The 24,250-nt window shown below is 67.8% G+C and carries 25 protein-coding genes; 11 read left to right on the top strand and 14 right to left on the bottom strand.

All coding sequences use genetic code 11. From position 1 onward, the window contains the following. Positions 1 to 3: 3 nt before the first annotated feature. A complete protein-coding gene (pdxT, locus tag AC1DH3_RS05505; protein WP_476908779.1) occupies positions 4 to 705 on the bottom strand; it encodes a pyridoxal 5'-phosphate synthase glutaminase subunit PdxT in 702 nt (233 codons plus the stop codon). Between the two features lie 92 nt (positions 706 to 797). Here pdxT and AC1DH3_RS05500 point away from each other — a divergent pair, with 92 nt between their 5' ends. The 3 genes from AC1DH3_RS05500 to AC1DH3_RS05490 are packed head-to-tail and all read left to right on the top strand — an operon-like array spanning position 798 to position 3,386. Next, the gene (locus tag AC1DH3_RS05500; protein WP_441417686.1) at positions 798 to 2,102 is read left to right on the top strand and encodes a Mur ligase family protein; all 1,305 of its coding nucleotides are present in this window, start codon (positions 798 to 800) and stop codon (positions 2,100 to 2,102) included. Then, on the top strand, positions 2,099 to 2,896 hold the full coding sequence (locus AC1DH3_RS05495) for a type 1 glutamine amidotransferase (RefSeq protein ID WP_476908778.1): 798 nt from the start codon (positions 2,099 to 2,101) through the stop codon (positions 2,894 to 2,896). Before AC1DH3_RS05500 ends, AC1DH3_RS05495 begins: the two co-directional genes overlap by 4 nt. 10 nt (positions 2,897 to 2,906) lie before the next feature. Further along, entirely contained in the window at positions 2,907 to 3,386 is a 480-nt protein-coding gene (locus AC1DH3_RS05490) for a GNAT family N-acetyltransferase (protein ID WP_476908777.1), read from the top strand. Between the two features lie 19 nt (positions 3,387 to 3,405). On the opposite strand, the gene AC1DH3_RS05485 is transcribed toward AC1DH3_RS05490, so the two are convergent. The 3 genes from AC1DH3_RS05485 to AC1DH3_RS05475 are packed head-to-tail and all read right to left on the bottom strand — an operon-like array spanning position 3,406 to position 6,031. After that, positions 3,406 to 3,906, bottom strand: a complete 501-nt coding sequence (locus AC1DH3_RS05485; RefSeq protein ID WP_476908776.1) for a P-loop nucleotide/nucleoside kinase family protein — start codon at positions 3,904 to 3,906, stop codon at positions 3,406 to 3,408. Next, a complete protein-coding gene (locus tag AC1DH3_RS05480; protein ID WP_476908850.1) occupies positions 3,903 to 4,703 on the bottom strand; it encodes an alpha/beta fold hydrolase in 801 nt (266 codons plus the stop codon). Before AC1DH3_RS05480 ends, AC1DH3_RS05485 begins: the two co-directional genes overlap by 4 nt. 53 nt (positions 4,704 to 4,756) lie before the next feature. After that, on the bottom strand, positions 4,757 to 6,031 hold the full coding sequence (locus AC1DH3_RS05475; RefSeq protein WP_476908775.1) for a CapA family protein: 1,275 nt from the start codon (positions 6,029 to 6,031) through the stop codon (positions 4,757 to 4,759). An 81-nt stretch (positions 6,032 to 6,112) separates the two neighbouring features. Between AC1DH3_RS05475 and AC1DH3_RS05470 the strand changes: the two genes are divergently transcribed. Further along, the gene (locus tag AC1DH3_RS05470) at positions 6,113 to 8,125 is read left to right on the top strand and encodes a M3 family metallopeptidase (protein ID WP_476908774.1); all 2,013 of its coding nucleotides are present in this window, start codon (positions 6,113 to 6,115) and stop codon (positions 8,123 to 8,125) included. A 244-nt stretch (positions 8,126 to 8,369) separates the two neighbouring features. On the opposite strand, the gene pdxS is transcribed toward AC1DH3_RS05470, so the two are convergent. The 6 genes from pdxS to AC1DH3_RS05440 form a co-directional block, all read right to left on the bottom strand. Further along, entirely contained in the window at positions 8,370 to 9,296 is a 927-nt protein-coding gene (gene pdxS / locus AC1DH3_RS05465; RefSeq protein ID WP_441417680.1) for a pyridoxal 5'-phosphate synthase lyase subunit PdxS, read from the bottom strand. 163 nt (positions 9,297 to 9,459) lie between these two features. Beyond that, a complete protein-coding gene (pgsA, locus tag AC1DH3_RS05460; protein WP_476908773.1) occupies positions 9,460 to 10,098 on the bottom strand; it encodes a phosphatidylinositol phosphate synthase in 639 nt (212 codons plus the stop codon). Continuing rightward, positions 10,088 to 10,747, bottom strand: coding sequence for an HIT family protein (locus AC1DH3_RS05455; protein ID WP_476892449.1), 660 nt, complete (start codon positions 10,745 to 10,747; stop codon positions 10,088 to 10,090). Before AC1DH3_RS05455 ends, pgsA begins: the two co-directional genes overlap by 11 nt. Before the next feature lie 11 nt (positions 10,748 to 10,758). Beyond that, complete coding sequence (gene thrS, locus AC1DH3_RS05450; protein ID WP_441417677.1) at positions 10,759 to 12,765, bottom strand: threonine--tRNA ligase; 2,007 nt, start codon at positions 12,763 to 12,765, stop codon at positions 10,759 to 10,761. 136 nt (positions 12,766 to 12,901) lie between these two features. Further along, the gene (locus tag AC1DH3_RS05445) at positions 12,902 to 16,447 is read right to left on the bottom strand and encodes a DNA polymerase III subunit alpha (protein WP_476908772.1); all 3,546 of its coding nucleotides are present in this window, start codon (positions 16,445 to 16,447) and stop codon (positions 12,902 to 12,904) included. Continuing rightward, a complete protein-coding gene (locus tag AC1DH3_RS05440) occupies positions 16,444 to 16,773 on the bottom strand; it encodes a DUF6504 family protein (RefSeq protein ID WP_476908771.1) in 330 nt (109 codons plus the stop codon). Before AC1DH3_RS05440 ends, AC1DH3_RS05445 begins: the two co-directional genes overlap by 4 nt. A gap of 145 nt (positions 16,774 to 16,918) precedes the next feature. Between AC1DH3_RS05440 and AC1DH3_RS05435 the strand changes: the two genes are divergently transcribed. Then, positions 16,919 to 17,305 carry a hypothetical protein gene (locus AC1DH3_RS05435; protein WP_441417674.1) on the top strand — a complete coding sequence of 129 codons (387 nt, stop codon included), beginning with the start codon at positions 16,919 to 16,921 and terminating at the stop codon, positions 17,303 to 17,305. 15 nt (positions 17,306 to 17,320) lie between these two features. Here AC1DH3_RS05435 and AC1DH3_RS05430 read toward each other — a convergent pair whose 3' ends face one another. Then, positions 17,321 to 17,647 (bottom strand): chorismate mutase, encoded by a 327-nt coding sequence (locus AC1DH3_RS05430; RefSeq protein ID WP_441417877.1) that lies wholly within the window; start codon positions 17,645 to 17,647, stop codon positions 17,321 to 17,323. A 14-nt stretch (positions 17,648 to 17,661) separates the two neighbouring features. Here AC1DH3_RS05430 and AC1DH3_RS05425 point away from each other — a divergent pair, with 14 nt between their 5' ends. Further along, the gene (locus AC1DH3_RS05425) at positions 17,662 to 18,084 is read left to right on the top strand and encodes a VOC family protein (protein WP_441417673.1); all 423 of its coding nucleotides are present in this window, start codon (positions 17,662 to 17,664) and stop codon (positions 18,082 to 18,084) included. Here AC1DH3_RS05425 and AC1DH3_RS05420 read toward each other — a convergent pair. Next, complete coding sequence (locus tag AC1DH3_RS05420; RefSeq protein ID WP_476908770.1) at positions 18,081 to 19,232, bottom strand: hypothetical protein; 1,152 nt, start codon at positions 19,230 to 19,232, stop codon at positions 18,081 to 18,083. The two genes, AC1DH3_RS05425 and AC1DH3_RS05420, sit on opposite strands and share 4 nt — an antisense overlap. A 206-nt stretch (positions 19,233 to 19,438) precedes the next feature. Next, a complete protein-coding gene (locus AC1DH3_RS05415; protein WP_441417671.1) occupies positions 19,439 to 20,185 on the bottom strand; it encodes an SOS response-associated peptidase in 747 nt (248 codons plus the stop codon). A 159-nt stretch (positions 20,186 to 20,344) separates the two neighbouring features. Here AC1DH3_RS05415 and AC1DH3_RS05410 point away from each other — a divergent pair, with 159 nt between their 5' ends. The 4 genes from AC1DH3_RS05410 to AC1DH3_RS05395 all read left to right on the top strand — a co-directional run bounded on the left by AC1DH3_RS05410 (position 20,345) and on the right by AC1DH3_RS05395 (position 23,081). Further along, on the top strand, positions 20,345 to 20,602 hold the full coding sequence (locus tag AC1DH3_RS05410) for a mycoredoxin (RefSeq protein ID WP_056739948.1): 258 nt from the start codon (positions 20,345 to 20,347) through the stop codon (positions 20,600 to 20,602). Between the two features lie 116 nt (positions 20,603 to 20,718). Next, positions 20,719 to 21,804: an S-(hydroxymethyl)mycothiol dehydrogenase gene (locus AC1DH3_RS05405; protein ID WP_441417670.1), complete on the top strand. Its 1,086-nt coding sequence runs from the start codon at positions 20,719 to 20,721 to the stop codon at positions 21,802 to 21,804. Continuing rightward, on the top strand, positions 21,801 to 22,448 hold the full coding sequence (locus AC1DH3_RS05400) for an MBL fold metallo-hydrolase (protein WP_476908769.1): 648 nt from the start codon (positions 21,801 to 21,803) through the stop codon (positions 22,446 to 22,448). The genes AC1DH3_RS05405 and AC1DH3_RS05400 overlap by 4 nt, the downstream gene beginning before the upstream one ends. 126 nt (positions 22,449 to 22,574) lie before the next feature. Then, positions 22,575 to 23,081 (top strand): DinB family protein, encoded by a 507-nt coding sequence (locus AC1DH3_RS05395; RefSeq protein WP_476908768.1) that lies wholly within the window; start codon positions 22,575 to 22,577, stop codon positions 23,079 to 23,081. On the opposite strand, the gene AC1DH3_RS05390 is transcribed toward AC1DH3_RS05395, so the two are convergent. Beyond that, complete coding sequence (locus tag AC1DH3_RS05390) at positions 23,078 to 23,827, bottom strand: lipoate--protein ligase family protein (RefSeq protein ID WP_476908849.1); 750 nt, start codon at positions 23,825 to 23,827, stop codon at positions 23,078 to 23,080. The two genes, AC1DH3_RS05395 and AC1DH3_RS05390, sit on opposite strands and share 4 nt — an antisense overlap. Before the next feature lie 16 nt (positions 23,828 to 23,843). Between AC1DH3_RS05390 and AC1DH3_RS05385 the strand changes: the two genes are divergently transcribed. Continuing rightward, positions 23,844 to 24,227: a DUF2177 family protein gene (locus tag AC1DH3_RS05385; protein ID WP_175320988.1), complete on the top strand. Its 384-nt coding sequence runs from the start codon at positions 23,844 to 23,846 to the stop codon at positions 24,225 to 24,227. Positions 24,228 to 24,250: the final 23 nt, after the last annotated feature.

Here is a 24,250-nt window from a genome sequence, read left to right as displayed (position 1 = left end):
GCTTTACGCTTCTCCTCTGATCATTCGAATAAACAATTCGTGCACGCGCTTCTCCCCCGTCACTTCCGGGTGGAAGGAGGTGGCCAGCAGCTTGCCGGAACGCACAGCAACAATTCTAGCCGTCCCGTCGAGGGATTCCGGGTGGCCGGCCTTGGACGGTTCCACCTGGGCCAGGACCTCTACGCCCGCGCCGACGCGCTCCACCCAGGGTCCGCGGATGAACACGGCGTGCACCGGGGCCACGCCGGATTCATCGGCGCTGAACTCCAGCCCCTTGAACTCAAGGTCGGTCTCGAACGATTCCCGCTGCCGGCCGAAGGCGTTGCGGCGGACCGTGATGTCCAGGCCGCCGAAGGTCTGCTGGGGGTTGCCGGCAAGGTCCAAGGCCGGGTCGGCGATGTCCGCCGCCAGCAGGATCATGCCGGCGCAGGAACCATAGACCGGCAGGCCGGCCTGAATGCGTTCGCGCAGCGGATCCCGCAGTTCGAACATCCGGGCGAGCTTGTCGATGGTCGTCGATTCCCCGCCGGGAATGATGAGGCCGTCAAGGCCGTCCAGCTCGGCGGGGCGGCGGACGCCGATGCCCGTGGCGCCGGCTGCCTCCACGGCGTGCAGGTGTTCACGGAAGTCGCCCTGGAGCGCCAGGACGCCGATCCGGAGGCCTGATCCCGCGCCGGAACCAGGCAAAGAAAGGGGGGTGGTCATGGTGCCAGCATAATGCGCCGCGCTCCCCGGGGCCGCACCGGAGCGCGCCCCCGGACCGGGTTCCATGCCGCCGCTGGGATATATTACAAAGCATGCTCTACTTCAGCGTTCCGCTCGGCAAGCTCGTCCGCCGGGTCTCCCGGCTCCGGGGCGGAGGCTCAGCCCTCCCCGGCCTGGTGGTCGAAAAAATCGACCCCGGCTTCATGCAACGGACGCTCTCCACGCTGCCGCTGGGCGTCGCCGTCGTCAGCGGCACGAACGGCAAGACCACCACCACCAAGATGGTCGTGGAACTGCTGGAGAGCCAGGGCCTGAAGGTCTTCACCAACCGCACCGGCAGCAACTTCACCCGGGGCGTGGCCGCGGCGCTGCTCGGCGAGGTGGACTGGCGCGGCCGGCTCGACGCCGACGTCGCCGTCCTGGAACTCGACGAGGCCCACGCCGTGCACTTCGTCAACAAGGTCCCGCCGCGCTACTGCCTGCTGCTGAATGTCCTGCGCGACCAGCTGGACCGCTTCGGCGAGATCGACAAGACTGCCGAGCTGCTGCAGCACATCGCCGCCAAGACCTCAGGGACCGTCGTCCTGAACCGCGAGGACCCACGCGTGGCCCGCATCGCCGACACGCTCAACGGCCCGGCGGCCGGCGGTCCCGAGGTCCGCTACTTCGGCCTCGATGATTCGCTGCTCAGCACGTTCCCCAACGACGACGAAATGCGTGCCACGCCGGGCAGCCCGGTGCCTCCGGCCCCCGCCAAGCCGGGTGCCGACGTCGTCCTCCGCCGGGTGGGCGCGGACGACGCCGACTTCGAGTACGACGGCGCGACGGTCAGCACCGGGATGAAGCTCCGCGGCGTCTACAACATCTTCAACGCTGCGGCTGCCCTGACCCTGGCGCGGGCCATCACTGGCGCCCGCGGCACGGGCACCGACCACGCCGGCCTGCTGACGGCGCTTTCCAACGTTGCCCCTGCCTTCGGACGCGGCGAAAGCCTCGTCGTCGACGGACTGCCGCTGGAACTGGTCCTGGTCAAGAACCCCAGCGGCTTCCGCCTCGGCCTGAAGTCCTTCCCGGCCGCCGGCTACGCCACGATGATCGCCATCAATGACAACTACGCGGACGGCCGGGACATGTCCTGGCTGTGGGACGTCGAATTCGACACCCTGCGCGACGGCGGCGTGGACCAGCTCTCCGGCTCGCGCGCCTACGACATGGCGCTCCGGCTGCAATACGACGACGTGGCGATCGGCGCCGTCGACACGGACATCGCCGCCGCCCTTGCCGCCTTCATCCGCGGCTCCAAGGACAAGCCGAAGCGGATTTTCTGCACCTACACGGCCATGCTGGCCATCCGCCGCGAGCTGTCCAAAATCACCACAGTGGAGGTGGTCTCATGACCCCTGCGTCCCCCGAAACCCCGAACGGGCTCTCCTTCGGGCACGAACTGCCCCCCGAGGACACCCCGGCCCCCAGCAAGGGCAGCATCCGCGTGCTGCAGCTCTATCCACGGGACATGAACATCTACGGCGACTGGGGCAACGCCCTGGTCCTGGCCCAACGCCTGCGCTGGCACGGGTACACCCCGGAACTGCTCGAGTACAACGTCGGGGACGAGTTCCCCGCAGGCGTCGACCTGATCGTGGGCGGCGGCGGCCAGGACAGCGGCCAGCTGGTGATCCAGGATGACCTGCTCTCCCGCGAGACCGTCCTGAAGGAACTCGCCGAGGCCGGCACGCCGATGCTGGTGATCTGCGGGCTGTACCAGCTGTTCGGGAAGTTCTTCAAGACCAGGACCGGCTCCGTCATCCCGGGCATCGGCATCCTGGACGTCGAGACGCACGGCACGGACGAACGGCTGATCGGCAACGTCTCGGTGGCCTCCCCCGAATTCGGCACCGTGCTGGGCTACGAAAACCACAGCGGCCAGACCACGCTGGGCCCGGGCGTCGCGCCGCTGGGAACCACGGCCAAGGGCACCGGCAACAACAGCAGCGACGGCCAGGAAGGCGCCCGCTACCGCAACATCGTCGCCAGCTACCTGCACGGCTCGCTGCTGCCCAAGAACCCCGCGCTGGCAGACTTCCTGATCAAAACCGCCGTCGAGCGCAAGTACGGCAGCTTCTCACCGGGCACCCCGGATGACTCGTACGCCGTCCTGGCCCGCGATCACGCGGCCCGCCGGCCCCGCTGACGCGCGCCGCATGATCAAGGTTGCCCGCGACAACCCGGCGCGCCCGGACGTCCGGCGCCTCCTGGAAGAACACCTCGCGGACATGTATGCGACCTCACCGGCCGAGAGCGTGCACGCCCTGGACCCGGACGCGCTGGCCGGTCCGGAGATCGCCTTCTGGACCGCGCGCGACGGCGGCGGCGCGCTGCTTGGCTGCGGAGCGCTGAAGGACGTCGGCGCGGGCGAGGGCGAGATCAAGTCGATGCGGACAGCGCTCCACGCCCGCGGCCGTGGCATCGCCGCACTCCTCCTGGCCCGGATCCTCGACGAGGCACGGAACCGCGGCTACGGCCGGGTGTGCCTGGAAACGGGGTCGGAGGACTTCTTCGCACCGGCACGGCGGCTCTATGAACGGCACGGATTTGTCCTTTGCCAGCCGTTCGCCGATTACCTGCCCGACCCCAACAGCGTCTTTATGGCCTGCAACCTGTCGGGTTCGCTGACGAACTGAGAAGCGCCGGACGCCGCGGTCAGTTGCCCGCCACCCGGAGGATCTCCAGCCCCTCCGACTCCCCCGGCTCCTCGAAGATTGCCGCCAGGTGCCGGACCCCGGAGTCCTCCAACGCATGGGAACCCGGTTCTTCCGCCAGGGTCCGCCGGCGGACACGCTCAAGGGCGGTGTCCAAGGGCGTCTGGAGATAATGCAGCACGACGTCGAACCCGGCCGCGGTCGCCTTCCCATGCCACAGCGCCCGCCGGGCGCGGCTCCACTGGTTCCAGTCGAGGACCACATCCGTCCCGGCGCGCAGGACCTGCGCAGCCGTGTCCCAGATGAGCAGTTTGCAGCTCTCTGCGCGGCCGCCGTACTCCTCGGCCGCGTAGTGCAAGCCCGGATACAGCCGCAGCATCCAGTCGTCGAGGCTGAACCGCACGGCCGGCAAGGTTGCCTCAAGTTCCCGGGCCAGCGTCGTTTTGCCCGCACCGTTGAGCCCGCAGAGCAAATGGACCGCGGGCGCCGCCGTCGTCGTCATCCTCCGGCTCCGCTGTTCCTGAGCAGCGCCGCGAGCTCGGCCGGCCGGGTAGCCGGCCACCAGTGGCCGCTGTCCACCCTCACCACGCGCAGGTCATCCACCCACGCCTCAAGCCCCTCCACCAGGTACGGGGACAGGAAGGGGTCCCGCAACGGGACCACCACCTGCACCGGCATCGCCACCCGCGCGGGTGCAGGCCAGTTCCGGGCGGACCGGAAGTTGCTGCGGTACAGGGCCAGCCCGCGGACCGGGTCGTTGCCGACGCTGCGCTTGGCGCCCCGCTCGTAGCGCCCGGTCAGGAACAGCCGCCAGGCAGCCTCCGGCAGCACCGGGACCAGGAACGCCGCGATGTACCAGCTGCGCAGCAACTGCCCGGCCGCTTGCCGCCAGGACCGGGGGTCCCGGAGCCGTGAGCGCACCCAGCGCGAGAAGTGGCGCAGGTCCGGGCCGGAGATGCTCGTGTAGCGGCGGATCACACCGGCGGCACGCGGATCCTGCACCGCTGCCCAGCCCTGGATCGACCCCCAGTCGTGGCCAACCAGATGCACCCCGGCGGCTCCGACGGCGTCGAGCACGGCAAAAAGATCGTCCACCAGCGTGGCCAGGCTGAAGTCGCCGGGGCTCCCGACGACGACGGAGGCGCCCGCATTGCGGGTGTCGTACGCGACCACGTGGTGCGTTGCGGCAAGCTCCCGGATGACGGGCAGGAACACCCGGTGGTCATCGGGATACCCGTGCACCAGCAGCAACGTCGGAACGTCCGGACCCGGCTGCCGGCCGTATTCGACGACGGCCAGCTCGGCACCGTGCGCGCCGACAGTCCGCCGTCGTTCGCTCAGTGTGTCCAGGGCTACCGCTCCTTCGTGATCAGCAGTTCATGGGCGCCTGCCGCGGCAGCGCCCATCGATTCCACCACGGTTCGGGTCCGGAGCCGGGTGGCCGCGTCCGCGGCGGCACCGGCGCAGGGACCCTGCGGGGCGTCGGAGGCGACCGAACACCAGCGGTAAGGCCCGCGCACAATGACCGAGGGCGCCCAGGCCAGGTCCGAGGCGGACCACTTGCCCGCGGCGTCCTGGCTGAACTGCGCCCGCACCAGCAGCCCCTCGTTGTTCACCACGTACCAGGGCGAGAGTTCGGTGACGCCGTTGCCCAGCCCGTACACGATCCAGGTCCCCTTGTAGCGCTCAATCGGGAGCACCGAGTGGGTGTGGTGGCCGTAGATCATGGTGAACTGGCCGCTGTCCACCAGCGCGTGGGCCACGGTGCGCTGCTGCTCGTTCGGCACGTTGGCGTACTCGTCCCCGGCATGCATGACGCCCAGCACGATGTCCGCCCCGAGTGCCCTCGCCTTGCGGGCCTTGGCGATCATCGCGGCGGGATCGAGCATGTCCACCTGCCAGGCGTGCTCCGGGGTCTGCCCGTTCAAACCGTAGGCGCCCTCGATCACGGCCACCGTGGCGGCGGCGGTATTCAGGATCATCACGCCGCGGGAGTCGGCTTGGCTGCGGTAGGAGCCGGTGTGCTGCAGTCCGGCCGCGTCGAGGGCGTCGAGGGTGCGGACCAGGCCCGCGGTGCCCTGGTCGATGGTGTGGTTGCTGGCGGTGGTGCACGCCTGGTAGCCCACCTGCTGGGCGGCGGTGATGATCTGCGGCGGCACGTTGAACGACGGGTAGGCGGAGAACGGCCCGGTGGGTCCGGAGACCGGCGTTTCCTGATGGCAGACCGCGAGGTCGCTCTTTTCGATGTACTTGCGCTGGCCCGCCAGCAGCGGTTCGAAGTCCAGGCCCTTGGCACCGGTAGCGAGGGCGTCGGCACGGGCCTGCTCCCAGAGCTGGGCGTGGACCAGCATGTCCCCGGTGACCAGGACAGTGGTGCAGCGGATGGCGGCGCAGGCCGGCCCCTTCCCCGGCGTCGGCGTCGGGGTGGGTGTCGGCGTCGCGTCCGGCGTGGATCCCGGGGTTCCAGAGGCAGTGGTCCCGGCAGTATTGGCGGCAGCCGCCGAGGACGGTCCCGCGCTGGAGTCCGGGCGGGCGACGAGGCCGCAGGACGCCAGGGAGACCGCCAGGAGAGCCGCGGCGGACCCGGCCAGCAGCCGTCCGCGCAGCGTGGGGGTGATGATTCGCATTTTGTCATCGTACGGTGGCCCGGGTCACAACACGCCTAGCGGTCCATTGAGAACCGGCGCTGTGCATGAAAGAGTTATTTCATGACCAATCCCCTCCTGAGCCCCAGCACCCTGCCCTACGGACTGCCGCCATTCGCGGACATCGAGGTCCAGCACTACTCCGAGGCCGTCGAGGCCGGCCTCGCCGAACACTTGGCCGAGATCCAGGCCATCGTGGCGGACCCGGAGCCTGCGACCTTCGAGAACACGGCGCTGGCGATGGAGCGCTCCGGACAGCTGCTGCAGCGTGCCGCGGCGTCGTTCTTCACGCTGGTGTCCGCGGACGCCTCGGAGGCCATCCGGGAGCTCGAGACCCGCCTCTCCCCCAGCTTCTCGGCCCACCAGGACGCGGTGTACCTGAACCGGGGGCTGTTCGAGCGCTTCGCCGCCATCAACACCGACCGGCTGGACGCGGAATCAAACCGGCTCGTGGAGGAATACCTCAAAGAGTTCCGCCAGACCGGCATCCAGCTCGACGCGGCCGGCCAGGAACGGCTCAAGGCCATCAACGCCGAGCTGTCCACCCTCGGGACCGAGTTCGGCCAACGGGTCAAGGAGGGCATGAAGTCCGCCTCGTTGCTGCTGGACGACGCCGCCGAGCTCGCCGGTCTCCCGGCGGACGACGTCGCCAGCGCCGCCGAAGCCGCGCGCACCGCGGGGCACGAGGGGAAATTCCTGCTCACCCTGATCCAGCCCAGCAACCAGCCCGCGCTGGCCGCCCTGGAGAACCGGGAGGTGCGGCGCCGGCTTTTCGAGGCGTCGGTTGGCCGTGGCAGCGGTGGTGGCGACCTCGATGTGCTGGACCTGGTCAAGGACATGGTCCGGCTCCGCGCGGAGAAGGCCGGCCTCCTTGGCTTCGCCAACTTTGCCGAGCTCAGTGTGGACCAGCAGACCGCCCCCGATTTCGAGGCCGTGCAGGCCATGATGAACCGGCTCGCCCCGGCCGCGGTCCGGAACGCCGACGCCGAGGCGGAGGCGCTGGCGGAGGTCGCCGGCCACCCCCTTGAGGCCTGGGACTGGGCCTACTACTCGGCGCAGGTGAAGCGTGAACGGTACTCGGTGGACGAGCAGGCCCTGCGGCCGTACTTCGAGCTGGACCGGGTGCTCCGGGATGGAGTTTTCTTCGCCGCCACCGCCCTGTACGGCATCACCTTCCACGAACGCACCGACCTTGAGGGCTATCACCCCGATGTCCGGGTCTGGGAGGTAAAGAACTCCGACGGCACCGACCTCGGCCTGTTCCTGGGCGACTATTACACCCGGGATTCGAAGCGCGGCGGGGCCTGGATGAACTCCCTCGTGGAGCAATCCGGACTGCTGAACACCCGGCCCGTGGTGATCAACAACCTCAACATTTCCAAGCCGCCGGCCGGCGAGCCGACTCTGCTGACCCTGGACGAGCTGCGGACCACCTTCCACGAGTTCGGCCACGCCCTGCATGGGCTGTTCTCCTCGGTCACCTACCCGAGGTTCGCCGGCACCTCGGTGCCGCGTGACTTCGTCGAGTACCCCTCGCAGGTCAATGAAATGTGGATCATGTGGCCGGAGGTGCTCGCCAACTACGCCCGGCACCACGCCACCGGCGAGCCGCTGCCGCAGGAAGCGGTGGACAAGCTCAACGAAGCCGCCCTCTGGGGCGAGGGCTTCGGCACCACCGAGTACCTTGGCGCCGCGCTGCTGGACCTCGCCTGGCACGTGCTCGACGGTACCGAGATCCCCGAGGACGCGCTGGAGTTCGAGGCCAAGGCCCTGGCCGCCGCCGGCGTCGCGCACAACCTGATCCCGCCGCGCTACCGCACCGGCTACTTCCAGCACATCTTTGCCGGCGGCTGGTACGCCGCGGGGTACTACTCCTACATCTGGAGCGAGGTGCTCGACGCCGAGACGGTCGAATGGTTCAAGGAAAACGGCGGCCTGACCCGGGCGAACGGTGACTTCTTCCGGGCCGAGCTGCTCTCCCGGGGCAACAGCCGCGACCCGCTGGAATCCTTCCGCGCCTTCCGGGGCCGGGAAGCCCGGCTCGAACCGCTGCTCAAGCGCCGCGGCCTCGACTGACCCCCAGAACACAAACGACGGCGGCGGGTCACCTCAGAAAGGTGACCCGCCGCCGTCGTTCAATCAGAAGCGCAAGGCGCGGGGCGGTGTGATCCGGCAGCGTGCGTAATAGGGCCCCCGCCGCCGTCTTCGATCGAAATTCAGGCGACAGACGCGCCCAACTCTCTTGGCTTAATAAGAGAGACTGCAGAGGCTCCACGGACGAGGCGCCTTGGCGCCGAGTCTGTGGAGGAGCAGTCGAACGCTACCAGCCGCGCTCGGCGAGCCGGTGCGGCTGCGGGATTTCGTCGACGTTGATGCCGACCATCGCCTCGCCCAGGCCGCGGGAGGCCTTGGCGATGACGTCCGGGTCGTCGAAGAAGGTGGTGGCCTTCACGACGGCGGCGGCGCGCTGGGCCGGGTTGCCGGACTTGAAGATGCCGGAGCCGACGAAGACGCCGTCGGCGCCGAGCTGCATCATCATGGCGGCGTCAGCCGGGGTGGCGATGCCGCCGGCGGTGAACAGCACCACCGGAAGCTTGCCGGTCGCGGCAACTTCCTTGACCAGGTCGTACGGGGCCTGCAGCTCCTTGGCGGCGACGTAGAGCTCGTCCTCGGGCAGGGCGGCGAGCTTGAGGATCTCGGCGCGGATCTGGCGCATGTGGGTGGTGGCGTTGGAGACATCTCCGGTGCCGGCCTCGCCCTTGGAGCGGATCATGGCCGCGCCCTCGTTGATGCGGCGCAGCGCTTCGCCGAGGTTCGTGGCACCACAGACGAACGGAACGGTGAAGTTCCACTTGTCGATGTGGTTGGTGTAGTCGGCCGGGGTCAGGACCTCGGACTCGTCGATGTAGTCCACGCCGAGCGACTGCAGGACCTGGGCTTCGACGAAGTGGCCGATCCGGGCCTTCGCCATAACCGGCACGGAGACGGCGTCGATGATCTTGTCGATCATGTCCGGATCGCTCATCCGGGACACGCCGCCCTGGGCGCGGATGTCGGCGGGAACGCGTTCCAGCGCCATCACGGCCACGGCACCGGCGTCCTCGGCGATGCGGGCCTGCTCGACGTTGACGACGTCCATGATGACGCCGCCCTTGAGCATCTCCGCCATGCCGCGCTTGACGCGGCTGCTGCCCGTAACGTTCTTGGCGGACGCGCCGGCTTCGCTGCTTACATCAGGTGTAGACACAAAAACCCCTATGGGTAGATAGATGACCTCGCCGGGGCGCGGACGGCACGCAGATGACAATCTCGCATACACCGGCTCGCACACACCGGATTACCGGGAACCATTGGCCGGTAAGCCTAATACTAGTCCCCCGCCGCGGCGGGGTTGAATTCCGATTACGGGCTCAGGCGGCCTGTTCCGTGGCGCTTCCCGTATTTTCCTCCAGCGACTGGCGGTGCACGGAGGCGATGCGCTGCACGACCGTCACGAAGCTGGCCAAGGCGAGCAGGCAGAGGGTGACAAACAGGACCACGGTGGGGAGGCCTATCCCGGTGAAGCCGGTGACTACCAGGACCGACACCAGCCGTTCGGCCCGCTCCGCGATGCCCACGTTCGCGTGGTAGCCGAGCGCCTCGGCCTTGGCCCGCGCGTAGGACACCACCATGCCCAGTACGAGGCAGACGACGGCGGCGATGGCGATGGGGATATCGGAGCCGCCGGTGAAAAACCAGATGGCGACGCCGGCGAAGAGGGCGCCGTCGGCGACCCGGTCCAGGGTGGAGTCCAGGAAGTTGCCCCAGCGTCCGCCGCGTTCCTGCATCCGGGCCATGATGCCGTCGATGACATCGGAGAAAATAAACGCCGTGATGAACAGCGTTCCCCACCAGAGCTGGCCCAGCGGATAGAACACGAGCGCTCCGATGACGACGCCGGCGGTGCCGATGATCGTGACGGCGTCGGGCGAGACACCCACCCGCAGCAGCCAGCGGGCCAGCGGCGAGAACAGCGCGGTGAAGAAACCGCGGGCGTGCTTATTCAGCATCCGACGTCCCGGAGGGCCGCTGCCCCGTAGGACCGGCCTGGTCGCTGCCCTCGTCATTGGCCTGGTCATTGGCCTGGGGCCAGGCCTCGGCGACCTGCTGTCGGACCTCGCCCAGGGTCTGGGTGATCGCCTTGGTCTGCGCGATGATCGGGAAGAAATTGCCGTCCCCGCCCCAGCGCGGCACCACATGCTGGTGCAGGTGGCCCGCGATGCCGGCCCCGCCGGTCACGCCCTGGTTCATCCCTAAGTTGAAGCCGGTCGGGTTCGCGACCTTACGCAGCACCCGCATCGCCGTCTGGGTCAGCTCGGCGAACTCCGCGGTCTCCTCGACAGTCAGGTCCGTGTAATCGGGGATATGCCGGTAGGGGCAGACCAGGAGGTGGCCCGGGTTATAGGGGAAGAGGTTGAGCACGACGTAGCAGGACCGGCCGCGGAACACGATCAGGGAGTCGTCGTCCTCGCGCTCGGGAGCGACGCAGAAGGGGCAGTCATCCGGGTTCTTGAACTGGTGCTGGCCGCCCTTGATGTACGCCATGCGGTGCGGAGTCCACAGGCGCTGGAAGGCGTCCGGCACCCCGGCCAGGCCAAAGTCGTCGGTTACGCCGTCGTCACCCGGGTAGCCCGGGACAGCGCCTGTGGTCTCCTGCACGTGCTGCTCCCTTAGCTGGTCCGGTTGCGGACGGCGTCGACGATCCGCCGGACGGCCTCGGCAACGGGCACGCCGTTGTCCTGGCTGCCGTCGCGGAAGCGGAAGGACACGGCGCCGGCCTCGGCGTCGTCCCCGCCGGCGATCAGCACGAACGGGATCTTGTCCTTGCTGGCGGTGCGGATCTTCTTCGGGAAACGGTCCGAGGAGATGTCCACCTCGGCGCGGATCCCGGCGGCCTTGAGCTGGTCGACGACGTCGAACATGTAGTCGTTGAACGCCTCGGCCACGGGGATGCCGACCACCTGCACCGGGGCCAGCCAGGCCGGGAAGGCGCCGGCGTAGTGCTCGGTCAGGACGCCCATGAAGCGTTCAATGGAGCCGAAAAGGGCGCGGTGGATCATGACCGGGCGCTGGCGGGTGCCGTCCGCGGCCTGGAACTCGAGTTCGAAGCGCTCCGGCAGGTTGAAGTCCAGCTGGATGGTGGACATCTGCCAGGTCCGGCCGATGGCGTCGCGGGCCTGCACCGAGATCTTCGGGCCGTAGAAGGCGGCTCCGCCCGGATCAGGGACCAGTTCCAGTCCGGACTCCTGCGCCACCTCGGCGAGGGTCTGGGTGGCTTCCTCCCAGACCTCGTCCGAACCCACGGACTTCTCCGGGTCCTTGGTGGAGAGTTCCAGGTAGAAGTCCTCCAGGCCGTAGTCCTTGAGCAGGCCGAGGACGAAGTTGAGCGTCTTAGTGAGCTCGTCCTTCATCTGCTCGCGGGTGCAGTAGATGTGGGCGTCGTCCTGGGTCATGCCCCGGACGCGGGTGAGGCCGTGCACGACGCCGGACTTCTCGTAGCGGTACACCGAGCCGAATTCGAAGAGCCGGAGCGGAAGTTCGCGGTAGGAGCGTCCGCGGGAGCGGAAGATGAGGTTGTGCATCGGGCAGTTCATCGGCTTCAGGTAGTAGTCCTGGCCGGGCTTGCGCACGGTGCCGTCCTCGTTCAGTTCCGCGTCGATGTGCATCGGGGGGAACATGCCCTCGCGGTACCAGTCCAGGTGTCCGGAGACCTCGTAGAGGTGGCCCTTGGTGATGTGCGGGGTGTAGACGAACTCGTAGCCCGCGTCGACGTGGCGCTGGCGGGAGTAGTCCTCCATAGCCTTGCGGATGATGCCGCCCTTGGGGTGGAACACCGGCAGGCCGGAGCCCAGCTCGTCCGGGAAGGAGAACAGGTCCAGTTCGGCGCCGAGCTTGCGGTGGTCGCGGCGCTCGGCCTCGGCGATCCGCTCCTGGTAGGCCTTGAGGGCTTCCTTGGTGGGCCAGGCGGTGCCGTAGATGCGCTGCAGCTGCTTGTTCTTCTCGCTGCCGCGCCAGTAGGCGGCCGACGAGCGGGTCAAGGCGAAGGCGTTGGAGATCAGCTTGGTGTTGGGCAGGTGCGGGCCGCGGCACAGGTCGCACCAGACGGTGGTGCCTTCCTTGCGCTCCACGTTGTCGTAGATGCTCAGCTCGCCGCCGCCCACCTCCACGCTGGAGCCGTCGGCGTCCGAGCCGGCGCCCTTGAGGCCGATCAGTTCCAGCTTGTAGGGCTCGTCCTTCATGGCTTCGCGGGCCTCGTCCTCGGAGACGACGCGGCGGACGAACTTCTGGTTCTGGTTGATGATCTTTTGCATCATCTTTTCCAGCTGGCGCAGGTCTTCCGGGGTGAACGGCTCCTCGACGTCGAAATCGAAGTAGAAGCCGTCGGTGATGTACGGGCCGATGCCGAGCTTGGCGTCGGGGCGCAACTGCTGCACGGCCTGGGCCATGACGTGGGCGGTGGAGTGGCGCAGGACGTTGAGGCCGTCCGGGGAATCGATGGTGACGCCTTCAATCGCTGCACCCTCGGGCAGCGGCTGGTCCAGGTCTTTCAGCTCGCCGTTGACGCGGGCCACAACGACGTCGCGGCGCTCAAAAAAGAGTTCCGCGCCGGTGGTCCCGGTAGTCACCTTGGTCTCTTCGCCGTCGACGATAAGGGTGATCTGCTGGGCATCTGACACGGGTGTCTCCTATTCAAAGTTAAGGCTTCGTAGCTTGTGGCGTACGGGGACCACAGCCAGCCTCGTCCATGCTATCGGGTTCCGGATAGGCCAACCAACGCGGCAGGCCGCCGGCCGGCAGGCGTTTTGCCGCCGCTTAGCCGGAGAACCCGGTGATGGCCAGGGTCCGGCGGATCCCGTCCAGCGGGCCCTGGACCGGGTGCTCAGGACGGCCCTGCGCGGGGGCGGCAGCTCCGCCGGCGCCGGGCTCGGCAGCAGCCGTCCGGTTGGCGGCGGGCGCCGGGAAGGGCAGCGTCTCGGTCCGACTGAGGTCCCAGGCCATCGAGGCGCTGACGCTGATGCCCCGCGGCCCGGTCCGCCGGGTGGTACCGCGGATCAACAGCAGCCGGGTGCCGAACAGCAGCGGACCGGACTGTTCCTGGGCCTCATGGAAGAAGACCGAGTCCACGCAGCCGGTGCCGTCATCGATGCTGATGAACACCACCCGCCTGCCGCCGCGCATCGGCGGGGTCTGGGTGGCCACCCGCACCCCGGCCACCAGCACCTCGGTACCGTTGCGCAGTCCCAGCAGCTTGTCCGCCGTCGTAACGCCCAGCCGGTCCAGCAAGGGGCGGTGGCTGTCCATCAGGTGTCCGCTGACATCCAGGGCCAACAGGTCCAGTTCGGCGCGCACTGTTTCCACCAGCGTAGGGGCCGGCAGGCCGCCCTTCAGGTTCCTGAGCTCGACGTCGCCCAGCGGCAAGGCCAACTGCCCCTCGATGACCTCGACCCCCTTGCGCTGCGGCCTGCCCTGCAGCTGCTGCAGGTGCTGGACCAGGTCGGCCCGGTTGGCGGTGCTGCCGGAGGAGCGGTGCAGCGAGTCGAAGGCGCCCAGTTGCGCCAGGCGCTGGATGCTCGGCTTGCTGAGCCGGGTGCGGGCACGCAGGTCCGCGAGGGAATCATAGGGCTGGCCGGCCACAATCCGTTTCAGCTCGGCCCCGGAAAGCCCGAAAATGCCGTTCAGGCTCAGCCGGATGCCGAGCTTGCCCCGGTCCGGGCCGGTGTCCACCCGTTCCACCCGGTATTCGGCGTGGCTGCGGTTGATGTCCAGCGGCAGGATGGGGATCCCCAGCCGCCGGGCTTCGGCCACCAGCAGCCGCTTGGGGTACATCCCCGGGTCGTGTTCCCAGAGCCCGGCCAGGAAGGCTTCAGGGTGGTGGGTCTTGAGCCACGCCGACTGGTAGGTGGGCACGGCGAAGGCGGCGCCGTGGGCCTTGCAAAAACCGAAGCTGCCAAAGGCTTTCAGCGTCCCCCAGACCTTGTCCACCACCTCGGGGGTGTAGTTCCGGGCCCGGGCTTCGCGGCGGAAGAATTCCTCCACCCGTCCCTCGAGGACCTCGTTGCCGAGGGCCCGCCGGAATTCATCGGCTCGGGCCAGCCCGCAGCCGGTCATGACGTCGAAGGTTTTGAGGATCTGCTCATGGAAGACGGTGACGCCGTGCGTCTCCTGCAGCACCGGCTTGAGGTCCGGGTGCGGGTAGACCTCCGGCGCGAAGCCGTGCCGGTGTTCCAGGAAGGGCCGGACCATGTCCGACTTCATCGGCCCCGGCCGGAACAGCGAGATGTCGATGATGAGGTCGTTGAATTCCCGGGGCGCCAGCTTGCCGATAAGTTCCCGCTGGCCCGGGGATTCGATCTGGAAGCAGCCCAGAGTGTGGGTGCTGCGGATCAGCTCATAGGTGGGTTCGTCGTCGAGCGGGACGGCGTTGAGGTCGATGCGGCCGTCGGCTGCGATGTAGTCCGGGCCGGCGCCGTCCGGGCCTGCGGGGTGGCGGCCGGCCGCCACCACCTCGGCCTTGGACGGGTGCAGCCGGATCACCTCCCGGACCGCGAACGCCATGGCACTCTGCATCCGGACGCCAAGGACATCGAGCTTGAGCATGCCCATCGGATCCATGTCGTGCTTGTCGAACTGGCTCATCGGCAGGCCCAGGCCGCTGGGCTGCACGGGGGTGCGGTCCAGCAGTGTCGCATCGCCCAGGATGACCCCGCAGGGGTGCATCGAGATGTGCCGCGGCAGCCGGTCCAGCCGTTCGGTCAGGTCCACCAACAGGTCCAGTTGCTGGTTTTCGGTGAAGTCCCGCTGCTCCACCCGGCCGGCGAATTCCTTCAGCTCCGGCTTCTCCACCAGGGCCTCACGGAAGTTCCGGGCCGAAAACCGCCACAGCTGTTTGGCGATCTCGTCGATGTCGCCGCCGTCCATGCCAAGGGCCAGGCCGGCGTCGCGGACGGCCCCGCGGGCGCGGTAGCCGTTCTGCATGCTCATCAGCGTGACGCGTTCGGAGCCGAAGCGCTCAAAGATCCTCCGGTAGACGTTGTGCCGTTCGGCGCTTTCGACGTCGATGTCGATGTCCGGCAGGGTGGCGCGGTCCCGGGACAGGAATCGTTCAAAGATGAGGTCGTGCTGCAGCGGGTTGACCTGGCTGACATCGATCAGGAAATTGACCAGGCTGGAGGCGCCCGAGCCGCGGGCTGCCGCCCGGACCCCCATGTCCAGGATCATCCGGGACACTTCGGCCACCGTCAGGAAATAGGAGGCAAAACCAAGACTGTCGATGATCCGCAGTTCGTGCTCCAGCCGGGCGCGCATTTCTTCGGCTGGCTTGCCGGCGATCCCGGGGAAGCGCCGGCTGATGCCGGCCTCGCAGCGCTGCGTGAGTTCCACGAGCGGGTCCCCCGCAATTCCGATCACCGAGGCCTCCGGGACCACGGGCTGCTTCCATCCCATGTCCGTGACCGGATCCATCCGGCAGCGGTCCGCGAGCGCCTCGGTGTGTGCCAGCAGGCTCTTGAGGTCCGCGGCGCCGTAGCCGGCGGCGTGCATGATTTCCTGGCCCAGCCGCAGCATCTGCGCGGAGGATTTCAGCCAGGCCTGCCCGTTGGGTTGCAGCTGCGGCGCGGCGGAGAGCTCGGGCAGGGATTTCAGTGTCCGGGCGGAGTCCAGCACGTCCGCCGTCGCGGCACCGTCCTCGGCACAGTAGCGCACGGCGTTGCTCAGCACCGCGGGGACTGCGTGTTCCGCGGCGAGCTTGAGCATTCGCACCGCGTGGGCCGTGCTCAGCGGCTCGCCGGGCGGGCTGAGCTGCGAGACGACCTCAGCGGCGAGAGTTCCCGCCGGCATGGCGTCCAGCCAGCGCTTGAAGAGCGTGCGGGGCCGGAGGTAGCGCCGGCCGCCCATCGCGCGGCCGACGTCGGAGTCCGGGCCGATCAGCACGGTGAGCACCGGTTCGAGGGTCTGCGGGTCGAGGGCGCGGGAGGCCAGTTCCGCCCTGGTCACCGCGACGGGCACCGTTCCTCCGGCCTTGCCCGTGGTGCGGGCGTGGGCGTCGGAGACCAGCCGGCACAGCGCCCGGTAGCCGGCGCCGCGGTTGTGCCCGTGCGCCAATACGACGACGCGGCCGCCGAGCTGGGTTCGGAGGTCGCCGTCGTCGTCGAAGACTGCCAGGTCCACCCCCACGACTGGGTCAAGCCCTGCCGCCATGCAGGCTTTCAGGTGCTTGACCGTGCCGTAAAGCCCGTCACGGTCCGTGCAGGCGAGCGCCGTGGCCCCGTCCGCGGCGGCGGCAGCAGCCAGTTCCTCCGGCCAGGACACCCCGTAATGGGCGCTGAAGGCGGTGGCAACGTGCAGGTGGGTGAAGCTCATGCCGACTCGGGCTTCCTGATAGTGCGCAGGGCATCGTGGATCCGCAGCAGCCGCCAGCGACCGCTGCCCAGATGACGGCTCAGGTCCAGGGTGAGGGTGTCCTCCGTGTTACCGGCGTCCCGGACCTGGATCCGCCAGATCTCGTGGTCCACCAGTCCCGGGCCGCTGCCCAGCGGAGCCCGCTGCTCCTCGGCCCACCACTGCCGCCGCTCAAACCAGCGGACCGGTTCGGCGCAGACGTCGTAGTGCCGGCCGCCCCAGGCAAGGGACAGCGGCTGGCCGGACGGGGTGCACGCGACGTCCACCGACTCGCTGAACATCCCCATGGTGCCTCCCGGAATACGCTGACCTCTGGCAAGAATCTTGAGAGGGTATTCGAATATATCTTCGAACAATTCAAGTCTACGCCGGGCCCGGGACAAAACCTAGATGGGGGTGGACGGACGCAAGCGCAGGTAGCAGGATTGAGCTATGAGCTCCCATAGCGCACTCCTGAAGCACGTAAGCATCGCCGCCAAGGATTCAACCTTGGTGGCGAAGTTCGATATAGACGGGAATATCCCGAGTTCCGGGGCCTATGTGGTGGGGCTCGTGGCGGCCACCCCGGACCATTCGCACCAGCGCCGGATGGAAATCGAGTTCATGAACGGCGAGGCAGTTTCTTTCTTCTGTTTCAGCCATGACGGCACGGAAGAGAACTTCGACCTCAAGGGTGTGGAGCACTCCGGCAACACCATCACCGGCAACTTTCCGCTGAGCACGGTGATGGGGCTGGCCAAGGGCCATCTGATGACGGCCTACAGCGATTGTGAGGGCCGGGAGTACCAGGCCAACGTGCCCGTCGAAGAGTCGCTCTAGCTGAGTCGACCAGCCCTAGCTGGAAGCTTTGTAGACGTCCAGCTCAAGCCGGATGAAGGCATCGATCATGGCCCGGTAGGTCTGTTCGACGATCTCGGTGTCGATGTCCTTCTGCTCAGCCGTCGCCTTGACGTGTTCTAGGACCCGCTCCACGCGGCCGGGCGCCCGCACCTCGGCACTGTCCGCCTTCAGGGTGCCGGCAATCCGGATAAGCCGTTCGCGCCGGCCGATCAGCGCGACGATCTGTTCGTCCACCTCGTCGACCGCCACCCGCACGGCGGCGAGTTGTTCCTTATCGGCCTGGGCGTCTTTGGCGTCACGGTGATGTGTGGACATGTGCATGACAGTATCGAACGATGCAACCACGAGTCGACTTCATCTCATTGGGTGTCCGCAGCGTTGACGCCTCGCGCCGCTTCTACGTGGAGGGCCTCGGGTGGCCGGTCCACCGGGAGGTTTCCGGCGAGGTGCTCTTCCTGCAGGTCAACCACGGGCTTATCCTCTCGCTCTGGGACGCCGGGCAGATGCAGGCCGAGGCCGCCACCGATCCCCCGGCCGGCATCCCCTGCATCACCCTGAGCCACAACGTGGGCAGCGCTGACGAGGTGGACCAGGCGATGCGCCAGGCGGAGGCCGCCGGCGCCGTCGTCGTGGCCGCGCCGAAGACCCAGCCCTGGGGCGGCTATACGGGCTACTTCGCGGACCCGGACGGTTTCCGCTGGGAGGTCGCCTTCAACCCCACTTGGACGGTCGACGCCGGCGGCAAGGTCACGGTCTAGTCGCCGCCGATGACCTGGCTCGAAAACACTTCTGCAGACGGGCCGCCCGCTGCGACGAATTCTTTCAAAAGGGCAAGCCCCACTGAAAGCGGCAGGGAGAGTCTTCCCCGGTACTGGGGCTCGAGCATTGTTTCCGGCGACGATCCCCATTCGCTCGGTTCACCCACAAGCCTGGTGAATGTCCGTCCGCGAACGAACGGTCTCTCGAGTTTCCCCGTCATCCGCTGTTCCAGAACGTGCGAGTCCACGGAGAGCAAACTCAATGTCATGAGTTCGGGACGCGCCGCCTTTTCAAGCCAGCGTCCGAAGCCTAGGAAGTAGCTCTCTTGGATCTCATTGGCCAGAACTCCAGCTTCTTCCTGCAACTCACGGTTGGCCCCGTTGGCCGCCAGTTCCGCCAAGGGAAGCGAAGCGCGGCCCTGAAAATCCTTGGGCTCCAGCGCACCCGAGCCACTCGGAGCCAACTGACCGCCGCTGTTTAGGTTATGAATTCCTTGATCCACTATGAGCAGCTTGCCATCGCTCGTGAATGCCATGACTGAGGTCCCCACCACGTTTACAAGCCATGAGTCGTGGAAGTCCCTGAGCGCCCCGCGTCGGGTAATGAAAAGCCTTCGTCCGTGGTCTTCGGTGAAACGACCGGCCCGGCTTACGTCGTGGAGCGCAAGCTGGTCCGTTGCGATGTGCTGAAAGTAGGTTGCGGGCTGAAAATCTATCCAGCGAGGCAGCTCAGACGCAGCCGGCCCTACCCCAACGTTCGAGTTCCATCCAAGGATAGGCCCGTCAAAGACATGCCTAACCTTGATCTTGTCGTCGAGAAAGCGTTGGCCGAGGGCGCTCAGGGACGGGGGCATCGTGAACGGTTTGGATTCCAGTCGCGCCTCCAGTCCGTCCTGTATGGCCGAGCTCACCAAGTCGTCCGAGAGGAAGGATCCGTGCGGGAACTTGCGATAGGTGAACCGACCGTGGCTGCTAGTCGTCGGCACGAAACTTTCGAAGGAATCGCTAATGCGCGGTTCAAACACCGTCGAGGCAACGGAGCGACGGTGGGCACGCACCTCCATGTACAACAAGGCAAATGAGATTGCCGCCAGGAGCACGTTGATCCATTCCGGGATGGTAATCCATACGCCGAGAAGGCCCATCACAGCGAGTACGGTGCTTAGGATGATCCACCGCAGCCCACTCGCTTTTCGCCTTATTCGAAAGACCGCGGTAGCCGACTCACGACCCAAAATTGTCACCATTGCCCCCCATGGCAGAACCAGATTCTAATCGAGTCAAATGTACCTTTGTCTCGGCCCTGCAGAGCCAAACATGGCCGGGAACGGAGCCAAGCCTGCCGGCCCGTCCGCTAAAACAGGCTGCCGACCGGCTCGATCAGCTCCGGGGAGTCATTCTTGACGTTCCCGACGGCGGTGCCGACGGCGTCGATCCTCCAGCCCTCGGCGACGTCGTGCGCGCCGGCGCGGACCAGCCCAACCAGCGCGGCGGCGTCTTCCGCCTGCGGATCCAGCCAGGTCTCCATGGTCCTGCGGTCCATCGGCAGCGGGACGCGGTCGTGCAGGGCCGTCAGTTCCGCCAGCATGCCGTCCGCGTAGCCCTCCGGCGGAGAATCGGTGGTGAGGATCGACGTCGAGAGCAGCCAGCGCCCCGGGTCCCCCTCGGTCTTTGACGGGTCCTTCCACCATTCATAGAGGCCTGCGAAGACCACCGGGCTGCCGTCCTTTGGATGCACGTAGTACGGCTGCTTGCCGCGGCCCTCGCCCTTCCACTCGTAATAGCCGTCGGCCGGAACGGCGCACCGGCGGGTGCGGGTGGCCTTGCGGAAGGCCGGCTTCTCCAGCACGCTCTCGCTGCGGGCGTTGATCATCTTCGAGCCGATGCCGGGGTCCTTGGCCCAGGACGGCACCAGTCCCCAGCGGGCAATGTGGAGCTGCCGCACGGGTTCACCGTCCACCAGCCGCTCAAGCAGGATCGGCACGTCCGCGGTCGGCGCGACGTTCCAGGACGGCGGAATCACCACCTCTTCCTCGAGTTCGGCGTCGAATTCTGCCAGCAGGTCCCCGACGGCCCGGGCCATCACGTAGCGTCCACACATGGCACCAGCATGCCACCGCGGGCCGCCCAGCGGGAATAGAGCAGGGAATAGCGGGCCCCGGGTTACCGTTATTGGGAGTGACATACGACTTTTGTCGGCAACGGCGATGCCACTCATCATCGCCAACCAGTGCCGTCAACCTGCCTTGAGGAGAACTTCGTGGACTTCACCCCCGATTCCGGCACCATCACCATGTTTTCGACCACCTGGTGTGGCTACTGCAACCGGCTGAAGAAGCAGCTGGACGCGCAGGGCATCGGATACACCGAGATCAACATCGAGGAAGTCGAAGGCACTGCCGAACTCGTGGAGCAGCTCAACGGAGGCAACCGCACGGTCCCCACCGTGCTCTTCCCGGACGGCACCGCCGCCACCAACCCCTCCGCGGCCGAGGTCAAGAGCCGCCTCGCGGCCTAACGCCACCTTTTCAGGACACCCCCCAAACCACTTACGGCGCGGACTCCCGGCTCACCCCAGGGGCCCGCGCCGTGCCGCTTCCCGCCACGGAAGCGGTGATGAAAGGAGCCAACCCCATGGTCCACGAAGTCAAAGGCGCAGTAGTCCGTTCCAAGAACGCACCCGTCACCCTGGAGACCATCCTGGTCCCTGACCCCGGACCCGGCGAGGCCCTGGTGGACATCCTCACCTGCGGTGTCTGCCACACCGACCTGCACTACAAGCAGGGCGCCATTAACGACGACTTCCCGTTCCTGCTCGGCCATGAGGCCACCGGCGTGGTTAGCGCCGTCGGCCCCGACGTCACCGAGGTGGCCCCCGGCGACCGGGTGGTGCTGAACTGGCGAGCCGTCTGCGGCGAGTGCCGGGCGTGCCGCCGCGGCGAGCCGCAGTACTGCTTCAACACGCACAACGCGACGCAGAAGATGACGCTGGCGGACGGCACCGAGCTCACCGCCGCGCTCGGCATCGGCGCCTTCGCCGAGAAGACCCTCGTCGCCGCCGGCCAGTGCACCAAGGTGGACCCCGACGCCGACCCCGCCGCGATCGGCCTGCTCGGCTGCGGCGTCATGGCGGGCCTCGGCGCCGCGATCAACACCGGCAACGTCCAGCGCGGTGATTCCGTCGCCGTGATCGGCTGCGGCGGCGTGGGCGTGGCGGCCGTCGCCGGTGCCGCGCTCGCCGGCGCCACCACCGTCATCGCGGTGGACATCGACGCCAAAAAGCTCGAACGTGCCAAGGAACTCGGCGCCACCCACACGGTGGACTCTTCCGCCGTCGACCCGGTGGAGGCGATCCGCGAACTGACCGGCGGTTTCGGCGCCGACGTCGTGATCGACGCCGTGGGACGGCCCGAGACGTACAAGCAGGCCTTCTATGCCCGCGACCTCGCCGGCACCGTGGTCCTCGTGGGTGTCCCCAGCCCGGACATGACCCTGGAACTGCCGCTGCTGGACGTGTTCGGCCGGGGCGGCTCGCTGAAGTCCTCCTGGTACGGCGACTGCCTGCCGTCGCGCGACTTCCCCATGCTTATCGACCTGTACCAGCAAGGCCGGCTGGACCTGGACGCCTTCGTCACGGAGCGGATCACCATCGACCAGATCGAAGACGCCTTCGAGAAGATGCACTCCGGGGCCGTCCTCCGCTCGGTGGTGGAACTGTGAGCGCCGGTTCCGGAACCGGACTGAGGATCGAGCGGCTGGTCACCTCGGGCACGTTTTCGCTCGACGGCGGCACCTGGGACGTGGACAACAACGTCTGGCTCGTCGGTAATGACCAGGAGTGCGTGGTGATCGATCCGGCCCACGACGCCGCCGCCATCGCGGCCGCCGTCGCCGGCCGGAAAGTCACAGCCATCCTGCTCACCCACGGCCACGACGACCACATCGCCGCGGTGGGCGAGTTCCGCGGCCTGGTCAACGCGCCGGTCTACCTCAACCGGAACGATTGGATGCTCTGGGACCGGGTCTTCCCGGGAACCGAGCCGGATCACGGCATCGACGACGGCGACACCTTCGACGTCGGCGGCGCGCGGCTGGTGGCGCTCCACACCCCGGGCCACTCGCCCGGCTCCGTGAGCTTCTACCTGGCCGCCGAGGGCACGGTCTTCACCGGCGACACGCTCTTCCAGGGCGGCCCGGGCGCCACCGGCCGGTCCTTCAGCGACTTCCCCACCATTGTCGAGTCGATCAAGTCCAGGTTGCTGACGCTTCCCGCGGACACGGTGGTCCGCACCGGCCATGGGGACTCGACCAGTGTGGGCGCCGAAGCGCCGCAACTTGAGGATTGGATCGCGCGGGGGCACTGACGTCCCGGTGTTCCGTCATGGGCTGGCCCCGTCCGAAGTCGCGGACGGGGCCAGCCCATGGTGGGGGTGGATGCGGTAAGGGCAGGCCTGCGGGCGCCCGGCGGCAGGGTATTAGGCTGTGGACCCATGAGCACATTCCCCAGCATGGATCCCGGCATCTTCGCGGCCGACCTTCGGGCGCAGTTCGACGCCTTCCTGGACGAGCACCGGACCTCACTGCACGACTGCCTGGATGGGATGAGCGAGCACGAGGCCCGGGCCTCCCTGGTCCCCTCGCGCACCACGCTGCTGGGGCTGGTCAAGCACGCCACGTTCGTGGAAAAGGTCTGGTTCGACGAAGCCATCACGCGCCGTAGCCGCCAGGAGATCGGCATACCAGCCACCCCGGACGAGTCCTTCATCCTGGACGACGGCGACACCATCGCAAGCGTCCAGGCCGCGTACCGGCTGGCCTGCGTTGAGTCGCGCGAAAGGACCCGGCTGCTGGGGCTGGACGACCTGGTCACCGGAAACCGGCGCGGGCCGCTCCCGCTGCGGTGGGTGTATCTGCACATGCTCCGGGAACTCGCCCAGCACTGCGGGCACGCCGACATCCTGCGCGAGCAGCTCCTCGCGGCGCGCGCCCCAGGCTAATCCAGCAGGCTGTCGAAGTCGCCGTAGTCCAGGGTGGCGTAGCGGCCGTACGCGCCCAGCACGGCGGCCTCGATGGCGTCCACGCCCAGGTGCGGGACAAGATCGTTGACCGCCCCCGCCGTCGCCGGGTCCCAGTCCAGGCCCAGGGCCGCGTAGCTGGCCTCGAGCACGGCTTTGATCGGCGCCGAGTTCTCCACGATGATCACCGAGCTGAACAGCCAGCCGCCGGAGACCACGCGCTGGGCGGTGCCAATGAGTTTGAGCCGGCGCTCAGGAGCCAGCGGGTCCTGGCCGTGCACGCTGAACTCGCCGGGGCAGTATTCGCCGGGGATCTCCCCGACGGCGGCCTCCACCCCGGCGTCGCGCAGTGCCTGCGCCAGCAGTTCGCCGAAGAAGGAAAAGCGTCCCTTCGCGCCCGCGATCGCATCGGCGTCCGGCTCGAGATGGTCGATCACCAGCGTTCCCCCGTGGTACGCCGCAGCCCGTCCGCCTGCCTTCCGGACCAACGGCTCGAACCCGAGCTCGCGGCAGGCCCGCGCCGCGGCGTCGAAGCCCGGCAAGTGCGTGTCACGCTGACCGAAGGCCACGGTGGGCGCGGGCCGGTAAAGCCGCAGCATGGGTCCCACCGCGCCGGTCTTCACCCGCTGCAGCAGCTCCAAGGCGAGGTCCAGATCCTCCGCGGCGCCGAGGGAGTGCTCCTGCCGGAACGCCGTCAGGCTCCGGGGTCCGGCCGCGGCCTGCTGCATGTTGTTATGCTCCCTTATGGTCATTCTGCAATTCCTAGTGGTAGCCGCCGCGTTCGCCGTCATCGACGCCGTCTGGCTCAAGTCGATGAACAAGTTCTACCGCCGGCACTTGGGCCACCTGATGGCCGACAAACCCCATCTAGGGTACGCCGTGGTGTTCTACGTGCTCTACATTGCCGGGATCGTCTTCTTCGCCCTCCGCCCGGCCCTCGACGGCGGCAGCTGGCTGACCGCGCTGGGATACGGCGCCGCCCTCGGCGGGTTCGCCTACGCCACTTACGACCTCACCAACGCCGCGACGCTGAAGAACTGGCCGCTGGCGATCGTCGTGGCGGACATCCTTTGGGGCGCGTTCCTGACCGGCCTGGCCACAACCGTCGGCTGGCTCGTCTTCCACTGACCGGACAGTTTCCCTGCCGGGGC

The organism is Arthrobacter sp. 05L428 (genome assembly GCF_056397665.1).
This window is presented reverse-complemented; position numbering and strand designations above follow the sequence as displayed.

Bases quoted from the DNA above. Each gene is read 5' to 3' on its own strand.
- pdxT (WP_476908779.1), bottom strand. From the start codon at position 705: ATGACCACCCCCCTTTCTTTGCCTGGTTCCGGCGCGGGATCAGGCCTC.
- AC1DH3_RS05500 (WP_441417686.1), top strand. From the start codon at position 798: ATGCTCTACTTCAGCGTTCCGCTCGGCAAGCTCGTCCGCCGGGTCTCC.
- AC1DH3_RS05495 (WP_476908778.1), top strand. From the start codon at position 2,099: ATGACCCCTGCGTCCCCCGAAACCCCGAACGGGCTCTCCTTCGGGCAC.
- AC1DH3_RS05490 (WP_476908777.1), top strand. From the start codon at position 2,907: ATGATCAAGGTTGCCCGCGACAACCCGGCGCGCCCGGACGTCCGGCGC.
- AC1DH3_RS05485 (WP_476908776.1), bottom strand. From the start codon at position 3,906: ATGACGACGACGGCGGCGCCCGCGGTCCATTTGCTCTGCGGGCTCAAC.
- AC1DH3_RS05475 (WP_476908775.1), bottom strand. From the start codon at position 6,031: ATGCGAATCATCACCCCCACGCTGCGCGGACGGCTGCTGGCCGGGTCC.
- AC1DH3_RS05470 (WP_476908774.1), top strand. From the start codon at position 6,113: ATGACCAATCCCCTCCTGAGCCCCAGCACCCTGCCCTACGGACTGCCG.
- pgsA (WP_476908773.1), bottom strand. From the start codon at position 10,098: ATGCTGAATAAGCACGCCCGCGGTTTCTTCACCGCGCTGTTCTCGCCG.
- AC1DH3_RS05445 (WP_476908772.1), bottom strand. From the start codon at position 16,447: ATGAGCTTCACCCACCTGCACGTTGCCACCGCCTTCAGCGCCCATTAC.
- AC1DH3_RS05440 (WP_476908771.1), bottom strand. From the start codon at position 16,773: ATGGGGATGTTCAGCGAGTCGGTGGACGTCGCGTGCACCCCGTCCGGC.
- AC1DH3_RS05435 (WP_441417674.1), top strand. From the start codon at position 16,919: ATGAGCTCCCATAGCGCACTCCTGAAGCACGTAAGCATCGCCGCCAAG.
- AC1DH3_RS05430 (WP_441417877.1), bottom strand. From the start codon at position 17,647: ATGCACATGTCCACACATCACCGTGACGCCAAAGACGCCCAGGCCGAT.
- AC1DH3_RS05425 (WP_441417673.1), top strand. From the start codon at position 17,662: ATGCAACCACGAGTCGACTTCATCTCATTGGGTGTCCGCAGCGTTGAC.
- AC1DH3_RS05415 (WP_441417671.1), bottom strand. From the start codon at position 20,185: ATGTGTGGACGCTACGTGATGGCCCGGGCCGTCGGGGACCTGCTGGCA.
- AC1DH3_RS05405 (WP_441417670.1), top strand. From the start codon at position 20,719: ATGGTCCACGAAGTCAAAGGCGCAGTAGTCCGTTCCAAGAACGCACCC.
- AC1DH3_RS05395 (WP_476908768.1), top strand. From the start codon at position 22,575: ATGAGCACATTCCCCAGCATGGATCCCGGCATCTTCGCGGCCGACCTT.
- AC1DH3_RS05390 (WP_476908849.1), bottom strand. From the start codon at position 23,827: ATGCAGCAGGCCGCGGCCGGACCCCGGAGCCTGACGGCGTTCCGGCAG.
- AC1DH3_RS05385 (WP_175320988.1), top strand. From the start codon at position 23,844: ATGGTCATTCTGCAATTCCTAGTGGTAGCCGCCGCGTTCGCCGTCATC.